Below are 21830 nucleotides of genomic sequence, written 5' to 3'. Positions count from 1 at the left end.
AAAAAAGTAGCTCAGACGAAAATCCAAGAGACAGGCTTATGGCGGTTGGCTGAACTACCTTGTGGGTGGGCTGGTGCGATTTGGTCCGGTAGTATGCCTGTCCAGTTAGCTTCATGATCCCGTACTTCATGGAGAGACTTAACACAACCAAGCTACGAATATCCGCAATAACGACGCGCAATTGCGTGATGAAATTTGTTGGTGGAATCGTTCACTACAGAAACAATCTGCACGAAGACGCACTAATGCGGTACCGCAATAAATGATTTTTACACCTGAATAGAAACACCGTCAGCTTGCGAAACTGTTTTTGCCTCTGAGCGCTCAATCATTTTTACCAGGACAGATTGAATGACTTCATCTTCTCGTGCATCGATTTTGCTTGAAAATCTTTCTTGCTGGATTTCAGCCCCCTCTTCCAACAAAAACTCGACCACCACTTCATCGGCATGACTGGTAGTTTTACCGAAGTAGGTTAACGAAATGTGGGGATATCCCTGAAAGCCCATCTTTGCCCTTTTCGCGATGCGCTTTTTCGATTTTTCCAAATTCATGTGAGATTCCTGTAAGGATTGGAAGAAAATAATATTTAAGCTATATGCCTGGTCAATCTTTTTATTCGATGTCTTTTATTAAGCCTTTCAGTTTTGCGATGCCGTAAGTGTTAACCGTCGTTGCATCTTTTATCATTCCTGACAGAATCATATTTTCGAACTCTTCAATGCTCACTCTTTTAGAGATAAGCCCCTCTTCCTCTGTATCCAGCTGGGTCGAACTCAATTCAAGTTCAGTAGCAAGATACATATGATACCCCTGGCTTGAATATCCGTAAGCAAGGAATTGATGACCAAGATAGGCCATGCGATTTGCAACCAAACCGGTCTCTTCTTTTAACTCTCCTGCGGCGACGAGGAGATGATCGGCATCCTTGTTATCCTCCCATGCTCCTTGCGGCAATTCCCAGAATCTTTTTTCTACCGGATAGCGGTATTGTTCAACGATATAAATATGTCCTTCATGGATTGGCAAAATAACCACGAAGTCCGGCTTATCAACAACCCCGAAAATACCTTCTGCACCGCTAGCTCTTTTAATTTTATCCTCGCGTACACTCATCCATTTGTTTTTGTATACCGATTTACTTTCCAGCGTTTCTATTTCTTTCATGGGCTTTTTCCTTCCTGATGTTGGAATGAAATTATGCGGTAATACCAGACCCGGTTCCACCCTGCTGCAATGAATTGTCCGCATAATAAGAAATTTAGTTCGACTCCGTTCGCTATCGCACATACGGATAGTAGAGGTAAGCATATACACGTCAAACTTTTATCCAAAGGAGACTGATATGCGTACCGCATCCGTGTTAATTATGCTTAAAAATATTCGCGTTCTGGCCGCAATTGTTGTTTCTTTATTATTGCCGAGTACAGCTAATGCAACCGTTATCGATTTTGATGAACTCGATCCCGTCTATAACGAAGAATTTCCCTGCTGGTGCGACAATCCGTTAAGCAACGAATATATCGATAAGGGCTTATTAATCCATGGTTCCTGGGTTGTAGGGGCAAAACCCAACAACAGTATGCTGACGGGTAATTGGGGTGGATTGGAATTCCTGGGCGAGCTCCCCACTTTTTTAAGCATGAACGTCACCTCTGCCTATGGCGATGCCATCTATCTGGATTTTTACGGTGAGCTGGGCTACCTGCACACCATAATTACTTCTGGCTGGCGCAATATGGATGACGTTTATAGCCCGCCGATACCCAATGAATTTGTTTCATTTACTTCAGACGTCGGGATTAAATCCGTATCCATTTACGGGCATTACAACATGCGTCTTGGTGCATTTATCGATAACATCACTTTTACCCGTACCTCAGTTCCTGAACCATCGTCTATTGCATTTATATCCCTTGGTTTACTAGCGCTTTTGCTGCGCCGCTACTCGGCTCGCTATTTTTTCGACTTTGGTGCTGGCTCAAGATAAGAACACCGATAGAAAGTATCAATAGTTGCCTGGTATATGAGTTGCTAATTATTAGTAAATAGATTTGGGTCAATGGATTATGGACTATTAATCTTATGTTTATTTATCAGGATAGGAAAATATGGAAAATTTAAAAGACTCATAGCCCAGCTATGAGTCTTTATTTAAACCACTTCTGCACAATTTTTACACCATTCTTTTACTATGCAGCAGCCTTCATATGGGCAGACAATTCATTTGGACTGCAACGAGTGTAATCTTTATTGATTTCATTAATTACTACCTCTCCCAAACGAGGATCAAGCACCGAGCGCAATACTCCGAGAAATTCCGGTGATGCAATCAATGCCAGTCGTTGAAAATGACCATCCTGATATCCATGCAATAAAAAGCGGGAAATATTTCGCGCGAATAATTCTGCATTGTGCTCAGAGGGCGTTTGATGTGGTTCGTAACCGTTTGGTTGCGTAGGCGCCCCCACACTATGGGCGCTTTTTGATGCTGCATGTTGACCCAGCCTATCTGACTCGGTATCAGATGTATGCATACTCGACTTATCATTTCCAAGATCCCCTACTTTTTCCAAAGAAGCAGAAGGGTTTTCTTGAGAGAAAAAATGTGCGCAGCTAGCATTTGCTGTAACAATCCATAAAGTACTCATAGTCACCTCTCTTACTAAAATAATTGCTGCTTAAAAAATTGGCCATCGATTTAATAATTGGCTATTTGCAGATATTTTCCGCACGCTTTTGCAACTCTTCGAAAGAAATATCTTCTTTATGGGTCAATATTGTCCACTGATGCCCAAAAGGATCGGTAAGACTACCTGAGCGATCGCCATAAAATTGATCCTCTACCGTCATCCCATTGGTGACTGTTGCACCCGCAGCAAGTGCCCGCGCAAAAACCGCATCGACATCTCTCACATACAAACACAGACTTACCGGAGATCCGCCAAGTTCCTGCGGACTTTTATTACCCCATTCTTCGTTAACTTCTGCCAGCAATACTCGGGCATCAAATAACTCAATTTCTGCATGACCAATAATATTTTCACCCATGGTGATGCGCCCTATTTCTTTTGCCCCAAAAGCTTCTTTGTAGAATTCGATTGCTGCACTAGCATTTTTAACTTGTAGATAAGGAGTAAGGGGCTGATAACCTTCTGGAATATAATTGACAGTCATTTTCTCACCTCAACAAATTAAATTGAAGATAGACGCTATGTGCGCCATTCCGTCATCTAAAAATTAGATTATCAAGATTTTTGAGCAATAGATCTGTGCGATGACAAACTAAAAAGACACTAAGGGAGAGGATGAAACGCTGGCTTATTTAAAAACCTCAACAAAATAACCACAATTTTTTAAACGGTGGCCCCCAGTATATTTACTTTAGATTCTATTACCGGCAATGCGCTGAATGGCCACGCTACCGGCGGAGCGCAAATGCTTTATCGTATGCATTCCGCACGTCTACACTATGTAACGTGCGCAGCTCCGGGGTAACGCGCGCAGCTTCGGGTTTGGCGGTCGCCGTTCCGCTCGTCAGCTTGCTATAACCCCAGCGAATACAAGAAAAACAGTAGGCACAGAGTAATGGCCGTGCTCTAATACGCATCTGCACTTTCTATCCTGCGCTTACTATGAACGTCATTTTATTATCCCCACACGATTTAATCGCAGACAATCTCGCCTGCATTAAAACTCCGCGCCAACTTGAACACATTAAGCATGTGCACGGTGCCGTATTAGGCGATCAATTAAAAGTTGGATTAATAGGCGGTAATCTGGGTACTGGAATAATTACCCAACTTAATGATGATGCCATTTATCTGGATATCGACCTGCAACAAACACCTCCAAGCGCGTTACCTTTGACGTTAGTCCTTGGATTACCACGACCAAAAATGATGCGCCGCATTTTACAGACCATTGCCACATTGGGCGTTAAACAGCTGCATTTAATTAATTCTTACCGCGTAGAAAAAAGTTACTGGCAGACGCCTTTTTTAAATGCAGATTATATTCGCGATCAACTGATTTTAGGATTGGAACAAGGGTGCGACACCCGTTTGCCAGAAGTGCATTTGCATAAACGCTTTAAGCCATTTGTTGAAGATGAGTTACCCGCTATCGTAGCCGATAGCCGCGCACTGGTTGCCCACCCTTATACACCTGTCACTTGTCCTGTCCAGATAGATTATTCACTGACATTGGCAGTTGGACCTGAAGGTGGGTTTATTCCCTACGAAATTGATCTGCTGGGAAAATGCGGGTTTGAGGCAGTGCATCTGGGTGAGCGAATTATGCGGGTAGAAACAGCAGTACCTTACTTACTTGGCCGTCTATTTTAATCAGCAGAAAAATAAGTTAATGAATTATTTTATTTATTAACTTATTTGTTCATTTTTCAAAATAACTTCAAACTCAAGTAGTGGCACAGCCTGGCTCGACAGATAACCCTGATAATAATTGCACCCGAAAGATTTCAGAATCGCCAGCTGCTCAGCTTCTTCCACGCCTTCTGCAACCAGTTCCATATCGAGCAAGCGCCCCATCGTAATGATGGTTTCTACTAATACGCGGTCATTGCGGTCATCGATAATATCGCGCACAAATCCTTTATCGATTTTCAATGTGCTTACGGGCAAGCGTTTGAGATAACTGATGGAAGAATATCCCGTACCAAAATCATCCAGCGAGAAGCTAATGCCACGCTCGCTTAAGGTTGTCATTGTATCGATTGCATCATCAACCCGCTGGATAACAATGCCCTCGGTAATTTCCATATCCAGCGACGCATCAGGGATCGGATATTTTTCCAGGGTCGCAATAACATCATCCACAAACGCCGCACGACGGAATTGGCGCGGACTGATGTTAATGCTCATCTTCATACCCGCCTTCCACAAACCATCCTGATCCCATTTCACGAGCGTTTTACACGCCGCATCCAACACCCACTGACCTACATCGATAATCATGCCGGACGTTTCCAGCACTGGAATAAAATCAACCGGCGATACCATACCCTTGGTCGGATGGTTCCAACGCAATAACGCTTCCGCTCCCTCAACACGTCCGGTTTGGATATCGATTTTTGGTTGATAAAACAGTTCGAACTGTGACTCTTCCAAGGCGCGATGAAGGTCACCTTCCATCGTCAACTGACGACTGACTTTATCAGCCATTTCTTCGTTGAAAAACTCGATTGAATCGCGGCCTTTTTCTTTCACCTGATACATTGCGGTATCGGCGTAGCGCAATAATTCGTGCACCGAATTATTCTTGTCGGGATAAACCACGACGCCTACGCTGCAGGTCACGCGCAGCTCCATATTGTCGTAAATATAAGGCTGGGAAATAATAGTGCGGATTTTCTCGCTGATTTCCCCTGCCCGTAAGGCTGCGGTTTCAATATTTTGATCAAGCACGGTGAGCACTACGACAAACTCATCACCACTCAAACGCGCAACCAAATCTTCTTCACGCACTGATTGTTGCAGACGTGTAGCAACCACTTCCAGTACACGATCACCGACGGGATGACCGAGTGAATCATTGATTGTTTTGAACTGGTCCAAATCGATAAATAAAACCGCGCCGAAATAACCGTGGCGCTCAGCACGGCGCAATTCATGTTCAAGCCGCTCTACTAATTGCAGGCGATTTGGCAAGCCGGTAAGTGCATCGTGGTGCGCCATAAATTCCATTTTGGCTTGCGCGTTTTTGCGTTCGGTAATATCAACCGACACGATTAATGCAACTTTTTCATCGTAGAACGCCAACGGCATTATGTGGGTTTGCAAAAATAATTGCTTGCCGGTGGCAGTGACAAAACGCTCTTCAATAACATCCAGCTCTTCGTTGCCGCGAATTACGCGGTAATCGTTTTGCAGCATGGCATCTATATCAAACACCGAATTTTTTAAGAGCTGGCGCACATGTAAATTGCGCATCTGTTCCGGTGTGTAGCCCAACTCATTGGCGAGTGCCTTGTTGGCAAATAAATAATAACCGGCGATATTCCGCGCACCGATCATCACTGGCAGGTGATCAATAATCTGCCGCAAATGTTCTTCGCTTTTGCGCAACGCCAACTCAACAGTGCGGCGTTTGGCGAGCGATAACTCCACCACATCCAACAATTGGTTTGAGCTGGCGATCAGTTGCGCCAGCTCATCTTTGCGTTGTGCAGGTAATTGGGTAAGGCGATTTACACCCGGGTGATCGGGATTGATGTTGTTAATTTCACGAGAGAGGCGCACCAGTGGCTTGGTAAGCGTGTAATAAAACACCACAAACAGCAGCAACACTAAAAACATATTGCGCAGCAAACCGGTCATCAACGCTGTTTGTGAGCGGTTATAAAAACCTTCCAATGCCAAATCCATATCCACTGAAAAACGAATACTGCCCGAGGTGCCGTCGCTATAACCGGGCAACAATAAATTGGCGGTGTATTCGCGGGTGTTTTCGGTGATCCGGCTGGTGAGCCAACGGGTTTTTACTTCTGGTCGCGTGCTGCTGCCTTGCGCGAGCACGTTGCCGGTATCATCGTAAATCACGACTTCATAAATGAAACCGTAACGCAGTAATCCGTTGACTACCTCGTAAGAAAGTTCATCGTCGAGTGTTGATACGGAACGCACCGCAGGCGGTGTTGCAACCTGGATAACACGGTCGATCAGAGTTTTAAGTTCTTTTTCCTGATTTAAAAAATCGAGATATAACTGTACCGAGCTCAATAAAAAGCTCAGGACAAACGCCAGGATAATACCGATTTTGGCGAGCTGAAAAGAGATGCCGTTAAAAAAGGAAGGCGCTTTATCTCTCATTGACCTAGGGTTTCCGGGGGAATGTATCTAATTATTAAAAAAAGCGGACAGATATTGCACCACAGCATGCAACCTGCATTTATCCTGGGCTGAGTATAGAACAATATTGTCTTTGTCGCCTGAATCTATAGCGTTATTTCCTATAGGAAAATCAGTGGTCGGGAAGTAGTAATTTTGCATCGTGGAATGCCATGGAAAACGAATCGGCAACGCCAGCTTGAGTCAATTGCCCACGATGAATATTCAAACCCGCACGAAAACCTGCATCCCCCTGCAAGGCTGCCAATCCCTCATTGGCCAAGCGAATGATGTAGGCCAAAGTGGCATTGGTGAGCCCCAGCGTCGCAGTGCGCGCAACAGCACTCGGGATATTAGCGACGCAGTAATGGACAATACCCTCCTCGACATAGATTGGTTGTTGATGGCTGGTGGGCCTTGAAGTGGCAAAACAGCCGCCTTGGTCAATAGCGACATCCACCAGCACGCTGCCCTTTTCCATTTGCGCGATGAGTTCGCGGCTCAATAAACGCGGCGCACTGGCACCCGCGTTCAGCACGCTGCCGATAATCAAATCCGAACGCAACGCCAGGGTATCGATCCGCTCTTGCGTCGCATATTCACATATAACGCGCCCACGCCATTGATCATCCAGATGCCGCAAACGCGCGATGGATTTATCCAGAATATGAACCTTTGCCCCCAACCCCACTGCCATAGCAGCTGCATTTGCACCGACTACACCACCACCTAATATCAGCACCTCAGCCGGGGCAACGCCGGGGATTCCACCCAACAAAACACCTTTGCCACCCTGGGCCATTTCAAGGTGATGCGCTCCCGCTTGCACCGCCATCCGCCCGGCAATTTCCGACATAGGTGCCAGCAACGGCAAACGCCCGAAAGAGTCCAACAAGGTCTCATAAGCGATACAACTCGCTCCCGACGCCAGCAAAGCATCAGTCAATGAGCGGTTGGCAGCAAGGTGCAAATAAGTAAAAAGGAGGTGTTGCTCCGAGAGCAATGAATATTCTTCGATTTGCGGTTCTTTGACTTTTACAATCAAATCCGCACGGGCGTAAACATCCGCGAGGGAATCTACCAGCAACGCGCCAGCCTGTTGATAGCGCTCATCGGCAAACCCTACTGCGCGGCCTGCACCGCGCATAACATAGATTGTATGGCCACGTTGGTGTAATTCCATCACTCCCGCTGGTGTCAGTGCTACCCGATTTTCGCCTGGTTTCACTTCTTTTGGGATGCCGATACGCATAGCTTATTTCCCTCCAAATAGGCTTCCGCTAAAACCAGTATAGTCAAGGGATTTATGGCCGTTTGTTCAGGTTCTATCAAGTTGGCGCGACTTATGCTGTTTACATTATGTACAGTTTTTTTGACGCAACCGGGATCAGAAACAGTGTATATACCACCTGACTACAGCTATTGCTGACAATTTACGGCAACTGCTTATGGGACAACCGGGGCGCGCCAATGCCGCTACATTTGGGGTAATTATTGAGGTAAATATGGGTATTTATGCCAGTGATTTGCGCGAGTTGATTGTAAAACCTTATTTAAATGGACTCGGAGAATATTCAGAAGTTGCCGAAAACTTATTGCTCGGTACTGCCGCACAAGAATCGTTAATGGGATTACATTGCTATTGTGAGCGAACAAAAGGCTTGGGGTTGTATCGCATTACTGCCGAAAAACATGTGGAGTTGTGGGATAAATATTTAGTGCAATTTCCCGATTTAGCGTCGCACCTGCGCGGTTTGGCCAGCCAGCAACAATTTCTCAAAAACCCACACAGCGAACTCGCTACCAATTTGGCGTATGCAACCGGAATGGCATGGATGATTTATCGCCGCGCCGGTGTAGATATCAGTAAACCATTGGATTGCGCAGCACTCGCACAGCTTTGGGCGACGCACTTTGACAATGGCACTCACTTATTCAGAAACGCCGACGATTTTATTCAAACCTATCGCAAACTGGTGATGGGTGATTCTAAAAAGCTGGTTGCCTGAAACGTGGAAGCGTTGGGATAAAAAAGGCTGCAATTGCAGCCTTTTTCTTTGTTATCGCAATTGCATTTAGTGGATATCCAATACATCAACATACTGCACTGGAGAATCACTGCGATTGACTGGCGACACTATTCCGCATGTATCAGTTTCACCAACATCGGCTTGTGTACCTTTGTTAGTGGCGAGATTAACGAAGTCGAATAAATTCAAATCCGCCAGCTGCGATGGCTGCACATTGCGAATCGCCGAAAAAATAGTTTCGGTGCGACCGGGGAATTGACGCTCCCATTGTTGCAACATGTCTTTCACTACCTGGCGTTGTAAATTTTCCTGCGAACCGCAAAGATTACACGGAATAATCGGGAAACCTTTCAACTCTGCGAAATGGGCTATGTCTTCTTCCGCACAATAGCTGAGCGGGCGAATCACAATATTGCGCTTGTCGTCAGCGAGAAGTTTAGGCGGCATCGCCTTCAATTTTCCGCCGAAGAACATATTCAAAAACAACGTCTCGATAATATCGTCGCGGTGATGGCCAAGCGCAATCTTGGTCGCGCCGATTTCATCCGCAAAGCCATAAAGCGTACCGCGACGCAAACGCGAGCAAAGCCCGCAAGTCGTTTTCCCTTCAGGAATCACTTCTTTAACGATGCTGTAAGTGTCGCGCTCGATGATGTGGTAAGGCACATCCAACTGCTCCAGATATTGCGGCAGAATGTGCTCGGGAAACCCCGGTTGTTTCTGGTCCATATTGACCGCGACCAGCTCAAAGGAGATGGGCGCCGTCTTTTGCAAACTCATCAAGATATCCAGCATGGTGTAAGAGTCTTTACCACCGGAGAGGCACACCATCACCTTATCGCCATTCTCGATCATGTTGTAATCGACAATAGCCGTGCCTACCAAGCGGCGCAGGCGCTTTTGCAGCTTGTTAAATTCGAGGCGATCTTTGCGTTCGTGTAACTCTTTCATGGACTCAACAACTCATGCGGAAAAAATGGATCACCGGCAACCCGGCCAGCGAGCGGCGCATTGTACGGATTTTGCGCGCAAGTTGAAATCGCCCGGCTGAACGCGGCAAAGCTTTGCCGGTCTATAATGGCAGTATTACAGGTTAACAGGGAAAAAGAGCCGTAAACCTTCCTTGCTACCTGAATACATCGGTGTCATAAGCATCTGGCATAGGGCTTGCTCTTACCCAAATAGAGTTCCCTGAAGTGTGCCTTAAGGGGAGAATATTTGCCGCGAGGAGGTAGTAATGTCGTTTCTCGATAAACTGTTCAAAAAAGGTTTCCGCAAACCCGCGTCAGCCACAATATCCGCCCCGATTATGTCGGTAGGCGGTGAAGACGGTTTATCCCTCGCTAGCAGTATCCCTGATCAATACATCCCGCTCTGGGAACTACAAAAACAACGACAATTGCTGGAAGTTAGAGTCGGCGCTGCCAACCGCGTGTACCAAAGCATGATTCTGGCAATTGATATCGAGCGCGGCCTGCTTTGGCTCGATGACCTCTTTCCGCAACAACATGTGCTTGATGAAGGCGATGAAATTACCCTGCGTCACCATCGCAATGGTGAGCAATTGGTGATCCGCGCCTCGATTGTCGCAATGGGTTCAACTTACGGCGCCTCCGGCTTGGCCATCCTGCTCCCCGAATTTGTTTACTACATGCCCAGACGCAATGCGCCGCGTTTTGCGATAGGCCACCAATCCCCGCTGTCCGTAAAAATTCGCACGCTTGGACAAGAGCCAAGCTTCGGCACCTTGCAAGATATTTCCACCGGTGGCCTGCGCTTGCTGGTCGCTGGCAATATGCTTCCCTACCTTCGCCACGGTGCACTCCTGCCGTTGTGCGAAGTAGATATCAGCGATGACCTGCACATTCGCTGCCGCGCCCGTATCTGTGCCTTCCGTATGGGCCGCAGCCCTTATCGCCATACCCAAATCAGCGTTGAGTTTATTGATCTGGATGAGGAAACCCGCATTGCGCTCGCTCAATTTCTGCGCGAATCGCAACTCAGCCATACCCATTCACAATATGCCAATTCCCAACCCGCCAATGCCTATGCAGCTGCATGAGGTGTAAATCGCTATAAGCCAGCTAGAGATTCACCAATTTTGAACTAGGCTTGAGAAACCAAGATAGATGATCTGTTCGTCAGCTTTTTGCAATACGCTAAAAACGTTGCGCGAAGGGATCTGGTTTTTGTCGCTATATCAGGAATTGCCTCATGCGTAATAATGGTCACACCACTGGAAAAGAAGTACATCTCTCAACTCACGACGAAATTGTGTCCTCCTCCAATCTGCGCGGCGATATTGAATTCTGCAATGAAACTTTTCGTCGCATTTCAGGTTTCAGCCGCGAAGAATTACTCAATCAACCGCATAACATCCTACGTCATCCGTACATGCCCGCAGCCGCTTTTGACATGCTGTGGACTGCTTTGCGGGCCGGCAAACCCTGGATGGGAATCGTTAAAAACCGCTGCAAAAACGGCGACCATTACTGGGTAGATGCCTACATCACCCCGCTGCGCCAAAACGGCCAGGTTTATGGTTACGAATCCGTTCGCGTTAAAGCTGATGCAACCGTGATACGTCGCGCAGAACTCGTTTATGAACGTTTGAATCAAGGTAAGGCTCCCTATTCCGCTTTCGAAAAATATTGGAGCCAGTTGGGGAGCAGCGCGATTACTACGATAGCAACCTGGATGTTGTTGCTCATCGCCACCAGCGTCTTTACCTCCTTGTCGCCAGCTTCAGCCGCAGCAACAGTCGTCATCGCGCTTATCGTCGGCGGCATTACCCAAATATTGCAGCAAGGCCGTATCTCACAGGCTTTGCAGGAGGCCCGCTCCACCATAAACGATCCCTTTGCCGCTTACATTTATACTGGCCGTTGCGATGCGCTGGGTGAAATTGAATTTGCCCAGCATGCAATAAAAGCACGGCTGCGCACGGCACTGGGCCGCTTCGGCGAATCGGCGAAAGAACTGCAGCAAAAAGCGGGCGAGGCCCATCATCACGCGCGTAAAACCTATGAAGGCATGAGTGCCCAACAACATGAAACTGCCGGTGTTGCGACCGCAATGCAACAAATGGCGTTGGCAGTGCAGGAAGTAGCAGGCGGTGCAAATAAAACCTCCATTGCTACCGGAGCCGCTATTGACGAGGTAGATAAGGGCAACAAGGTGATTGAAGGCGCGCGTACCGCTATCGATGATTTATCGCAAACCGTCGGTAACCTCGGCAGTGTGCTCAACAAACTGAGTGAGGACAGCAGCAAAATTGCCAATGTAGTCGATGTAATTCGCGGTATTGCCGAGCAAACCAACCTACTCGCGCTCAACGCCGCAATTGAAGCTGCACGTGCAGGAGAACAAGGGCGCGGCTTTGCGGTTGTAGCTGACGAAGTGCGCTCACTGGCGCAACGGACACAAGAATCTACTGGCGATATCCAACACATTATCGGCAACCTCGGCAAAGCCACTCAAGATGCCAGTATCAATATGAAAAATTGTCTGGATATGGCTGATCGCAGCGTGCACGAAATGAGTAATGTTCGCTCGGCTCTCGATGCAATTTCCCACTCGGTCAATACCATTGACCAAATGTCACACCAGATTGCGACAGCCGCTGAAGAACAATCCTCAATGGCACTGGAGATTGAACGCAACACCCAGTCAATCGCTCACATTTCGGACCAAACCCAAAACGAAATCCGCGTAGCGGATGGCTTGAATAGTGAAATGGATAACCTCTCGCAAAAACAATTGGATTTGATCGTCAGATTTAATTAATACCCCCGCCTGCCTGGCGAAATTGATTCTGATTTTTGCAGTAAATTTCGTTAAGCTTGGGCAATGCATGTAATTAAATTTGTACGAATGATGTGGAATTACCATGATATACACTCAAGAAATTGCCAATCATGATTTATTGCGCCTGGATCGCGCCCATGTGTGGCATCCCTATACCTCGTTCACACAACCCGGAATGGTCACACCGGTAAGTCACGCGCAAGGTGTAGAACTGCATCTAACTGACGGTCGCATCTTGATTGATGGTATGTCCTCCTGGTGGAGTACACTGCACGGCTACAATCATCCGGTTTTAAATCAGGCGGTGATTGATCAAGTAGGAAAAATGGCCCATGTGATGTTCGCCGGCATCACCCATGAACCCGCAGTCAAACTCGCCACCACGCTCGCCAAAATTACACCGGAAGGATTGAACAAGGTATTTTTTTCCGATTCCGGTTCAGTCGCTGTAGAAGTCGCGCTCAAAATGGCCATTCAATTTTGGCACTCGCAAGGCCAGGCACAACGCACTATGTTTTTAACCTTGAAGCGTGGCTATCATGGCGATACGTTTGGTGCTATGTCAGTCTGCGATCCGCATTCCGGTATGCATCATCTGTTTCATCACGCCCTGTCCCACCATTTATTTGCAGAAGCACCACCCTGCGCTTTTGATGAGCTATTTCAAGAATCACACATCGCCAAGTTTGCCCAACTCATTCAACAGCATCGCCAGAAAATCGCGGCGGTTATTCTTGAACCTATTGTTCAAGGTGCAGGTGGAATGCGTTTTTATTCGCCGGATTATTTGCGTCGCGTACGGGAGCTTTGCGATAAAAATGAAATTTTATTAATTGTCGATGAGATAGCCACAGGCTTTGGCCGCACCGGTAAATTGTTTGCCTGTGAGCACGCCGGCATAAGCCCGGATATTTTATGTATCGGCAAAGCCCTGACCGCAGGCTACATAACGCTCGCGGCAACACTTTGCAATGATAAAGTAAGTAATGGTATTTGCACCGGTGAGAACGGCATTTTTATGCATGGCCCCACCTATATGGCCAACCCACTCGCTTGCGCTGTGGCAAATGCCAGTATTGATTTGCTGCTTCATTCCGACTGGCAAAATACTGTTGTCAATATCGGTCAACAAATGCGCGAAGAACTGGCGCCCTGCAAAGATTTTTCTTTTGTCACTGACGTTCGTGTACTGGGGGCAATCGGTGTTGTCGAATTGGAAAACACTATCAACGTTAGCAAGTTGATGCCGCAGTTTATAGAAAATGGTGTATGGGTTCGTCCCTTTGGCAACATCATTTACTTGATGCCACCCTTTATCATCACCAAAGAACAATTGAGCAAATTAACGTCTGCAGTGTTAAAAGTCGTCGCTACGCTTGCAAAATAATTTTCAGTATTACTATTACGTTCAATAGTAATACACAGTTACATAAAAAAATCCCCGCGATAAACTGCACCTTATCCTGTCGGACATATGTCCAACTTTTGGGTGCAGTTTATCGCGGGGATTTTTTATGTGGATAATTTAAAGACTAGCGTTGCATATCGTACTTACGCATTTTTTCCACCAGTGTAGTACGACGAACGCAGAGCTTATCTGCTGCACGCGCGACGACACCACCGCAATCATTCAGCGCTTGCTGGATAAGGCTCATTTCCAAATTGGTAATGTACTCACGCAAATCGATACCCTGCTCCGGCAACAACGGTGTGTCGTTCATGCTCACGTAACCTGTACTACCCGAACCAGCAATGCCATTGGCTTTAGCTGGAGCGTGCACAAAATCTTCATCAGTTACATCAACGTGGCGATACTTGGATGGCAAATCTTGCACGCCAATCACCCCGAAGGGATGCATAATCGCCATGCGCTCTACAAGATTGGCAAGCTCGCGCACATTACCGCTCCACTCATGTTGGCAGAGTGACATAATAGCCGCTGAATTAAAACGAATAGAACCGCGCTGCTCGCTTTCCATACGCGAGACCAATTCATTCATCAGCAAAGGAATGTCTTCCGAGCGTTCTTTTAACGATGGCAATTCAATCGGAAATACATTCAGGCGATAAAACAAATCTTCGCGGAATGTATTTTCAAGAATCATTTGTTCGAGATTGCGATGGGTTGCCGCAATGATGCGTACATCAACAGGCTGCGTCTTATTACTGCCCACACGCTCAAAGCAACGTTCCTGCAGCACACGCAGAATTTTGACCTGCATATTCAGTGGCATATCGCCGATTTCGTCCAAAAATAACGTACCGCCTTCCGCGAGTTCAAAACGCCCGGCGCGTGAATTAATTGCGCCGGTAAAAGCACCTTTCTCATGGCCGAATAACTCGCTTTCCAATAATTCCGCCGGGATTGCCCCGCAATTAACCGGGACAAATGGTTTGTCACGACGCGGCGAATTGTAATGCAGATTACGCGCAACCACTTCTTTACCAGTACCCGACTCTCCGGTAATCAGGACTGATACATCTTTATCAGCCACCTGCGCCATCATCTCGCGCACGTTTTGGATTTCCCGGCTGGTGCCGACAAGGCTGCGGAACAAATGCACGGGGCGACGCTGTGGCTGGCGCTTGCTGGTGGATTGCGCTTCACGGTACAACTGCGCGCGGTGGAGCGTATCAACAAGCTTGTTGTAGGTAGGAGGCAAAGAGAGTGTTGCAATAACCATGTAGCGGTAGAGGTCATCCAAACTTTCATCCGCGCTCTGGTTTTCATCGCCGATCAGTACAATTGCCAACTCGTCATTCCAGGAACGGATTTCTTTCAGCAGATGCGTGAGTGATTGGCCACTGTCACGATAATCACCGATAAAAATAGCGACATAATCTTCACCATTATTTTCTTCAGCGACAGTCGCCTGCCAGGTTTCGCTGGCTGACGTAAGCGTTGTTTCACTGAGAAAATCCAGCAGGATTTTTAAATCGTGTCTGCGTGACTGATTATCGTCAATAACAAGAACTTTATTGTTGCGCCACATACCCCAAGACCTTTTTCATTCCATGCCAAAACCTTGAAAACGCATAAGAAATATTCTTTCAAGGCGGTGAGATGACTTATTGGAGTAAGTAATAGACGAGGCTGGGTTCTTAGTCAAATTTATGGCGAAATGTTTTTGGCGCTTTAGCATTAATTAATCAACTCGAATAATTAATCGCCAAAAGAATGTCTTAACTTTACATTCAGAATAAAAATCGCGCTCACAATATTTTTCGGGAATTTGACAATATTTTACGACTGCTCTGAAGATACTTGCGGGGCTATCTCATCCCATCCCGACTTAACCGTCTTCAGCAATTGAATTGCTTCATTTACTTTTTCTGGATCGCTGTGTCTGGATGCATCAAGCAGTAGCAGGTTGATATATTCATAGAGCTGATCAAGACGCTCTGACAATTCGCCAGCTCCCATATCCAACGAACTGCGTAGACCACCGACAATACTGATGGCCTTGCCCAACAATTCACCTTTAGCCGCAGCATCGCCGCGCTCAATAGCACCTTGAGCTGCCGCCAAGCGACCTAATGCACCTTCAAACAATAATTGAATTAAACGATGCGGTGAAGCATGGCTGACTTCTGACTCAATACCCAACTGGCGATATTGTTTCAGCGCTTCTTGTGGATTGTAGTTAGACACGGACTATCCCCTGCTAGCAGTTATGTTTACTAAGGCTAGCAGGGCTAAGTCGTTTTTGCGAGTTTTGCTATAAGAGAGTTGTTTTAGAAACCTTATGAAGTAGTATCCGTTAACACTTTTTTTCACAAGTCCCCTGCCAAATAAGCCATAAACACTCAATATCAGGTCGCCTGAAGAAAGGTTACCTCACGCTGGCATTGTGCGATCAAGCCCGCATACACACCTTTTAATTCACTCAAGGCGCAGACCAGGGTGGACTTATCATCGCGATTTGCAGTGATTACCTTATCGATTAACAGCACGCAAATACGATCAAGGTGGCGGACGCGTTCCCAGTCTTCCACATGCAGCGCCTTGCTCAACTCACGCTGCAAATTGCGCATTGCCATTACACCAGCCTCGCCACGATAGTCGGGTGCTGGTACCAGATAAATTGCCATGATAACCCTCTCTACACCTGATTGCCGATTGCATCCCAAGCGGTTTTTATCTCGCCTAGCAAGCGCCCGCATTCGTCAAGATAGTCTGGATTATTCTCGTAGTTGGCTTGAGTCAAACGACGAATGATGTAGTCATAAAGCCCATCAAGATTGGCTGCGAGCGCGCCACCTTCATTGTCATTCAAACTGCCTTGCAATCCGCCGACAATAGCGACCGCTTTGCTAATCAATTCCCCTTTGCGGGCGATTTGGTTTTGCGCCATGGCGCCTTTAGCTTGGGCAATACGCTCCAATGCACCTTCAAACAACATTTGAATTAAACGATGAGGTGACGCAGTTTCAACACCAGAGTGAACTTTTACGCTGGAATAATTTTGTACGGCAGAATAAGCATTCATAAATCACCACAAATTGTTTGAATTTTGCATTGCTGTTGACGGCTCATACTGAATAATCAGTGACCGTATAAGCTAACGGCATAAACCCAAAAACCTTTAACCAGAATCCGGCAATAATGCAAAAAACTATCCTTATAACCGACACCTCAACAGGCATAGGGTTTTATATTGCTCATGGATTAAAAACTGCAAGTTACAGAATCATCGCCTCTTGCCGGACAACAGCAGATATTTGCGTTTGCAAAATGAGGGACTGGAATGCATGACGGATTGACCTTATGGATTCGGACTCAATCCAATGCGGTATTGCAGGGCATCTACTATGGCAGGGTGAAATAACCACCAGATTGAAAAACTATTGCACAACCCGAATTACTGTATATAATCACAACCACTGTACAAATAAACAGATTCAGGAGTGCATCATGTCTGACTTAACGCCGCGCCAGGAACAGGTACTACAACTTATTCGCCAGTATGCGGAAGAAACCGGTTATCCGCCGACGCGTGCTGAGATCGCCCGCATTCTCGGCTTTAAGTCAGCCAATGCCGCCGAAGAACATATCAAAGCACTTGCACGTAAAGGGGCCATCGAAATTATTCCGGGTGCTTCTCGCGGAATAAAACTGCCCGATGTGCAATCAGGTATTCCTATTATCGGTCGCGTTGCCGCTGGCAATCCGATACTCGCGCAAGAGCATATTGAAGACTACTGCAACATTCCCCAAAGCTTTTTCTCTCCCAGTGCCGATTTTTTCCTGCGTGTACACGGTATGAGCATGAAAGATGCGGGCATTCTTGATGGTGACTTACTGGCAGTTCATAAAACTGACCAGGTTAGAAACGGACAAATTGTTGTTGCACGTATAGGCGAAGAAGTAACCGTAAAACGCTTCAAGCGAGTCAGCAACAAACCACAAGTTGAACTCTGGCCGGAAAATCCCGAGTTCGATGTGATTCAGGTTGATATGCGTGATCAGGAATTCAGTATTGAAGGTCTTAGTGTAGGAGTGATTCGTCGTGACTAATCTTGCCCGTGTAATACCGCCAACCAGTACAGCCCGCCAGCAACCTGCGAGCGGCGTAACCGAGCTGGTACTAACCAGTGATTCACCCGAACAAGTCGCATTGCTTTTGCCTATGATTGCCTTCCTCAGCAATGCATGTAGCGATCGCTGGATTACCTGGATAGCACCACACAATATCAGCCGTGAGCTACTTGAATCCTACGGCGTTAATACGCGTTATATTCGGGTAATTCACTGCCAAAATCCGCAAACATTGCTGTGGATTACCTGGGAAGCATTGTCGGCTGGCAATAGCCATACAGTGATATCAAGCCCTGGAAAATTGACCGATAAAGAACTAGCTCAACTTGAACTGGCAGCCAAGACCGGTTCTTGCCAAGGATTATTGTTGCGGGTTCGCTGAGTGTTTTTAGTTACAGGATTTTTGCAGGACAAGCTTGCTTGGAGGATCGGAATAATGCAGGGAGGCAAAGAAAGCGTTTGTAGGTTTTTTGTAGATTCAAAGAATCAATTGTGTTATGAAGCGGTATACCCTTTCCTATTAGTGCAGCATCAACTTCTCAGTATCACTTAACTCCTCTACCAAATCGTCCAACATGGCTTCTGCCTGTTGGTCCGCAATATCACCTGCAGCTTCCATTCCTGCCTCAATCATTGCTTTAGCGACCAGAAACTTTTCTTCCCCCAGGAAAGCCAGCGATTCTTGTGAAAAACGGATTGTCACCAGAGGCTCATTGCTTTCATCGTCAGCACGCGCCAACGCAACGTCGCCATTCAACAGCTCAATAATTTCATAGAAAGATGACATAGGTACCTCAGTGTGAAACGGACGCGTATTCTAACACCCAATTAATCTAAAACCTATTTGCTACACTCCGGGATTAATGCGGTGAAGCAATAAGAAAGATACAGGAATCTGAGCCGTAGACTAACCATCCCTGCTCTGTTCGCGGTATAAATAACGCTTGCCCAGCCTGGTATCCACCAGCAGTGCCAACGCCATGTAAATCCAGATGTCCTTGTACCACTATCACAATTGCGTACTCATCACTGGTTAATAGATAGTCACCATCCAACTGAATGCGCTGAACTTCAAAGTCATCAAAATTGACTATACGCTCTACCCTCATCTGCTCTGTTACATCCAGAGTCTCGGATGGTTGAAGCATGGAAAAGCCCATATCAACCAGTTCAAGCGCATCCTCAGTATCCCAATGTTCCTGGGTCAAAACCTTCTGGGCAAAGCTTAGAATTTTCCGCTCATAAACGGGAGTCTGGAACTCGACTACCCTAACCCCATGTTGTAATGCGTGGGGCACTAATTTGGGAACGGTCACAACATCACCGACAACCAGAGGATATTTCGCAATAAAGCTATCCATTGCTCCACGTAACACCCCCTCTTTGCAAAATAGTTCTTTATTTTCAATAGATTGTGATAACCCGTTAATCCAACTTATTAATTGAGCAGTCCCTACCGCTTCATTGGGATCAAGTCCTGCATCGATTTTTTTGTCATCCAGCTTTTTATCCAGCGCACGCCGTACCTGCTCATATTCTTTAACCGCTGACAGGTAAGCCTGCCTGAACTCTTTATCGTTGTTGAAAAGCTGACGCTTTGCTCCAGAGAAGCCCAATTGGATAGCACCAACCCCTTCGGGCCATGCCTGTTGGTTGATATGGGTTACAACATAGACTTCTTGCTTTTCCTGATGTAGCTCGAAGTACAGATCGCCATAAATTTCATCGGCTAGAGGATCAAGCACCTTAAGTAAAATTAGCTGATGACTATCTTTTAATCCGAGTCGGCGAGGCATTAGTTCCAATAGCCAAGGTAAAGGTATATTACCTGCATCACCAACCACCTCAGCCTGACCGCGGCTTTCAATTCCCGTGTACCAAATCTCTTGCCCCCACGGCTTCGGAATATAAATAGGTGCGAGCAACCATGGTTCTGACATTACCAACCAAGGTAGCGAGTGAGCCTGTGAATATCTTTTAAGTGCACCGTCAGTATTTGTAAGTGATTGTATCTGCGCCAATAGTTCAGGTGTGCAAATGGCAATACAACCTTCAATCACCGGTGCAGAATTATGATCAAGACGTAACTGGATCAGCCCTAGCAAATCCAATGTGGGCTGCCTTGGGAAATAATATTGGGTATGGGTGAAATGAATAATGAGCTGTTGCTCCTGATAACCAGCATTTGTAGCAGCTCGTAAATGCTGTATTGATTGCTCAATTAGCAGCTCTGCGGTAGTGGTTTTGTCAGTGTAGTAATGGATCAATGCTTGTTTTCCGGCCTTTCAATATTAACGCGCAGTTTAACAGAGCCTCCCGGAGAAGTTGGTCGGGATTTTTTGCATGATTTTGTAACCCAAAAAAACAAAGGGCCAACCCAAGTTGACCCTTTATTGATTGAGTTGCATTGGAGCCTGGATTAATTCAAACGCTCCAATATCGTTGTAATACCCTGCCCCAGGCCAATACACATAGTGGACACACCCAAGCTCAAATCGCGGTCTTGCATCACCGTCAACAGTGAGCCGGTAATACGCGTCCCAGAACAACCAAATGGATGTCCAAGAGCGATAGCGCCGCCATGAACATTCACTTTATCGTTCATAACATCCAACAGCTTAAGGTCTTTCAATACCGGCAACGCCTGCGCAGCAAAGGCTTCATTGAGCTCCACCGCATCAATATCATCAATAGCCAGGTTGGCCGCCTTCAACGCCTTTTCCGTAGAAGGCACCGGGCCATACCCCATAATCGAAGGATCAACGCCCGCCAAGCCAAGAGAAACTACTTTGGCGATAGGTTTTAGTCCCAAGGATTTTGCGCGCTCGGCAGACATCACCAACATTACCGATGCACCATCACTTAGCTGCGATGAAGTACCTGCGGTTACCTGGCCATTTTTAGGATCAAACACCGGCGGCAATTTGGCCAGCGCTTCAACCGTCGTTTCCGGGCGAATGGTTTCATCCTGATCAACAGAGATCAAAAAACCGTCACTGTTATGTCCATCAACCGCAATGATCTCGCGCGCAAACTTACCTGATTCACGAGCCTTTGCAGCGAGCTGATGAGAACGAGCACCGAACTCATCCATCTGCTGGCGATTGATTCCATGGAGGAGTGCAAGGTACTCAGCAGTCATGCCCATATTACCCGCCGCCTTAGCGACAGATAAACCCAACAACGGGTTGATATTAATTGATTCATACATCGGCAAATGCCCCATATGCTCAACACCGCCAATCAGATAAACATCACCTTGCCCGGCACGAATATTCACCGTTGCTGTATGTAAGGCCGACATTGAGGAGCCACATAGGCGATTGATAGTTTGGGCGGGAATTGTATGAGGCAAACCCGCTAACAATAAAATATTGCGCGCTACATTAAACGCCTGCTCTTCACGCTGCATTACACAACCCCAGAGCAAATCATCAATGGTATTCGGATCAAGTTTTGGATTGCGCGCCAACAGGCCTTTGATAATCGCAGCTGAAATATCATCAGCACGCACATGGCGGAAGCAACCATTTTTAGAGCGCCCCATGGCGCTGCGGGCGTAATCAACTATAACGGCGTCGCGTGGTTGTAAGCTCATTCTTATGA

22 protein-coding genes are annotated in these 21830 nt (G+C 46.7%); 8 read left to right on the top strand and 14 right to left on the bottom strand.

Annotated features, from left to right (window positions below; genetic code table 11):
• Positions 1-269: 269 nt before the first annotated feature.
• Both AC1RJL_RS16180 and AC1RJL_RS16175 read right to left on the bottom strand, forming a co-directional pair.
• Positions 270-554 carry a hypothetical protein gene (locus AC1RJL_RS16180; RefSeq protein WP_492915883.1) on the bottom strand — a complete coding sequence of 95 codons (285 nt, stop codon included), beginning with the start codon at positions 552-554 and terminating at the stop codon, positions 270-272.
• A gap of 61 nt (positions 555-615) precedes the next feature.
• The gene (locus AC1RJL_RS16175) at positions 616-1167 is read right to left on the bottom strand and encodes an NUDIX domain-containing protein (RefSeq protein WP_492915881.1); all 552 of its coding nucleotides are present in this window, start codon (positions 1165-1167) and stop codon (positions 616-618) included.
• A gap of 178 nt (positions 1168-1345) precedes the next feature.
• Here AC1RJL_RS16175 and AC1RJL_RS16170 point away from each other — a divergent pair, with 178 nt between their 5' ends.
• A complete protein-coding gene (locus AC1RJL_RS16170) occupies positions 1346-1990 on the top strand; it encodes a PEP-CTERM sorting domain-containing protein (RefSeq protein WP_492915879.1) in 645 nt (214 codons plus the stop codon).
• A gap of 202 nt (positions 1991-2192) precedes the next feature.
• Here AC1RJL_RS16170 and AC1RJL_RS16165 read toward each other — a convergent pair whose 3' ends face one another.
• Together AC1RJL_RS16165 and AC1RJL_RS16160 are read right to left on the bottom strand one after the other, a co-directional pair.
• Entirely contained in the window at positions 2193-2651 is a 459-nt protein-coding gene (locus AC1RJL_RS16165; RefSeq protein WP_492915877.1) for a host attachment protein, read from the bottom strand.
• A gap of 61 nt (positions 2652-2712) precedes the next feature.
• Positions 2713-3177, bottom strand: coding sequence for a VOC family protein (locus AC1RJL_RS16160; RefSeq protein WP_492915875.1), 465 nt, complete (start codon positions 3175-3177; stop codon positions 2713-2715).
• Between the two features lie 458 nt (positions 3178-3635).
• Between AC1RJL_RS16160 and AC1RJL_RS16155 the strand changes: the two genes are divergently transcribed.
• On the top strand, positions 3636-4346 hold the full coding sequence (locus tag AC1RJL_RS16155; protein WP_492915873.1) for a 16S rRNA (uracil(1498)-N(3))-methyltransferase: 711 nt from the start codon (positions 3636-3638) through the stop codon (positions 4344-4346).
• A 36-nt stretch (positions 4347-4382) separates the two neighbouring features.
• Here the strand turns inward: AC1RJL_RS16155 and AC1RJL_RS16150 are convergent, their stop codons facing one another.
• Positions 4383-6830, bottom strand: coding sequence for a putative bifunctional diguanylate cyclase/phosphodiesterase (locus AC1RJL_RS16150; protein WP_492915871.1), 2448 nt, complete (start codon positions 6828-6830; stop codon positions 4383-4385).
• 151 nt (positions 6831-6981) lie between these two features.
• On the bottom strand, positions 6982-8100 hold the full coding sequence (gene ald / locus AC1RJL_RS16145) for an alanine dehydrogenase (RefSeq protein WP_492915869.1): 1119 nt from the start codon (positions 8098-8100) through the stop codon (positions 6982-6984).
• A 196-nt stretch (positions 8101-8296) separates the two neighbouring features.
• Between ald and AC1RJL_RS16140 the strand changes: the two genes are divergently transcribed.
• Positions 8297-8857, top strand: coding sequence for a hypothetical protein (locus AC1RJL_RS16140; protein ID WP_492915867.1), 561 nt, complete (start codon positions 8297-8299; stop codon positions 8855-8857).
• 66 nt (positions 8858-8923) lie between these two features.
• Here the strand turns inward: AC1RJL_RS16140 and ttcA are convergent, their stop codons facing one another.
• A complete protein-coding gene (gene ttcA / locus AC1RJL_RS16135; RefSeq protein WP_492915865.1) occupies positions 8924-9829 on the bottom strand; it encodes a tRNA 2-thiocytidine(32) synthetase TtcA in 906 nt (301 codons plus the stop codon).
• A gap of 286 nt (positions 9830-10115) precedes the next feature.
• On the opposite strand from ttcA, the gene AC1RJL_RS16130 reads away from it, so the two are divergent.
• The 3 genes from AC1RJL_RS16130 (at position 10116) to bioA (ending at position 14072) form a co-directional block, all read left to right on the top strand.
• Complete coding sequence (locus AC1RJL_RS16130) at positions 10116-10940, top strand: flagellar brake protein (protein WP_492915863.1); 825 nt, start codon at positions 10116-10118, stop codon at positions 10938-10940.
• A gap of 152 nt (positions 10941-11092) precedes the next feature.
• The gene (locus tag AC1RJL_RS16125) at positions 11093-12664 is read left to right on the top strand and encodes a methyl-accepting chemotaxis protein (protein ID WP_492915861.1); all 1572 of its coding nucleotides are present in this window, start codon (positions 11093-11095) and stop codon (positions 12662-12664) included.
• A gap of 103 nt (positions 12665-12767) precedes the next feature.
• Positions 12768-14072, top strand: a complete 1305-nt coding sequence (gene bioA, locus AC1RJL_RS16120) for an adenosylmethionine--8-amino-7-oxononanoate transaminase (RefSeq protein WP_492915859.1) — start codon at positions 12768-12770, stop codon at positions 14070-14072.
• 145 nt (positions 14073-14217) lie between these two features.
• Here bioA and AC1RJL_RS16115 read toward each other — a convergent pair whose 3' ends face one another.
• The 4 genes from AC1RJL_RS16115 to fliS (AC1RJL_RS16100) form a co-directional block, all read right to left on the bottom strand.
• The gene (locus tag AC1RJL_RS16115; RefSeq protein WP_492915857.1) at positions 14218-15678 is read right to left on the bottom strand and encodes a sigma-54-dependent transcriptional regulator; all 1461 of its coding nucleotides are present in this window, start codon (positions 15676-15678) and stop codon (positions 14218-14220) included.
• 251 nt (positions 15679-15929) lie between these two features.
• On the bottom strand, positions 15930-16337 hold the full coding sequence (gene fliS, locus AC1RJL_RS16110; protein ID WP_492915855.1) for a flagellar export chaperone FliS: 408 nt from the start codon (positions 16335-16337) through the stop codon (positions 15930-15932).
• A 161-nt stretch (positions 16338-16498) separates the two neighbouring features.
• A complete protein-coding gene (locus tag AC1RJL_RS16105; protein WP_492915853.1) occupies positions 16499-16777 on the bottom strand; it encodes a hypothetical protein in 279 nt (92 codons plus the stop codon).
• Between the two features lie 11 nt (positions 16778-16788).
• On the bottom strand, positions 16789-17175 hold the full coding sequence (fliS, locus tag AC1RJL_RS16100; protein ID WP_492915851.1) for a flagellar export chaperone FliS: 387 nt from the start codon (positions 17173-17175) through the stop codon (positions 16789-16791).
• A 425-nt stretch (positions 17176-17600) separates the two neighbouring features.
• Between fliS (AC1RJL_RS16100) and lexA the strand changes: the two genes are divergently transcribed.
• A complete protein-coding gene (lexA, locus tag AC1RJL_RS16095; RefSeq protein ID WP_492915849.1) occupies positions 17601-18203 on the top strand; it encodes a transcriptional repressor LexA in 603 nt (200 codons plus the stop codon).
• Positions 18196-18606: a cell division inhibitor SulA gene (locus AC1RJL_RS16090; RefSeq protein WP_492915847.1), complete on the top strand. Its 411-nt coding sequence runs from the start codon at positions 18196-18198 to the stop codon at positions 18604-18606. Before lexA ends, AC1RJL_RS16090 begins: the two co-directional genes overlap by 8 nt.
• A gap of 138 nt (positions 18607-18744) precedes the next feature.
• Here AC1RJL_RS16090 and AC1RJL_RS16085 read toward each other — a convergent pair whose 3' ends face one another.
• The 3 genes from AC1RJL_RS16085 to fadA form a co-directional block, all read right to left on the bottom strand.
• A complete protein-coding gene (locus AC1RJL_RS16085) occupies positions 18745-19011 on the bottom strand; it encodes a hypothetical protein (protein WP_435784195.1) in 267 nt (88 codons plus the stop codon).
• Between the two features lie 73 nt (positions 19012-19084).
• Complete coding sequence (locus AC1RJL_RS16080; protein WP_492915845.1) at positions 19085-20491, bottom strand: hypothetical protein; 1407 nt, start codon at positions 20489-20491, stop codon at positions 19085-19087.
• A 152-nt stretch (positions 20492-20643) separates the two neighbouring features.
• Positions 20644-21822 (bottom strand): acetyl-CoA C-acyltransferase FadA, encoded by a 1179-nt coding sequence (gene fadA / locus AC1RJL_RS16075; RefSeq protein ID WP_492915843.1) that lies wholly within the window; start codon positions 21820-21822, stop codon positions 20644-20646.
• Positions 21823-21830 lie beyond the last annotated feature (8 nt).

Source organism: Cellvibrio sp. GW822-FHT04B05 (assembly GCF_058800985.1).
The sequence above is the reverse complement of the archived record's forward strand: the minus strand, read 5'-3'. Positions and strand labels throughout refer to the sequence as shown.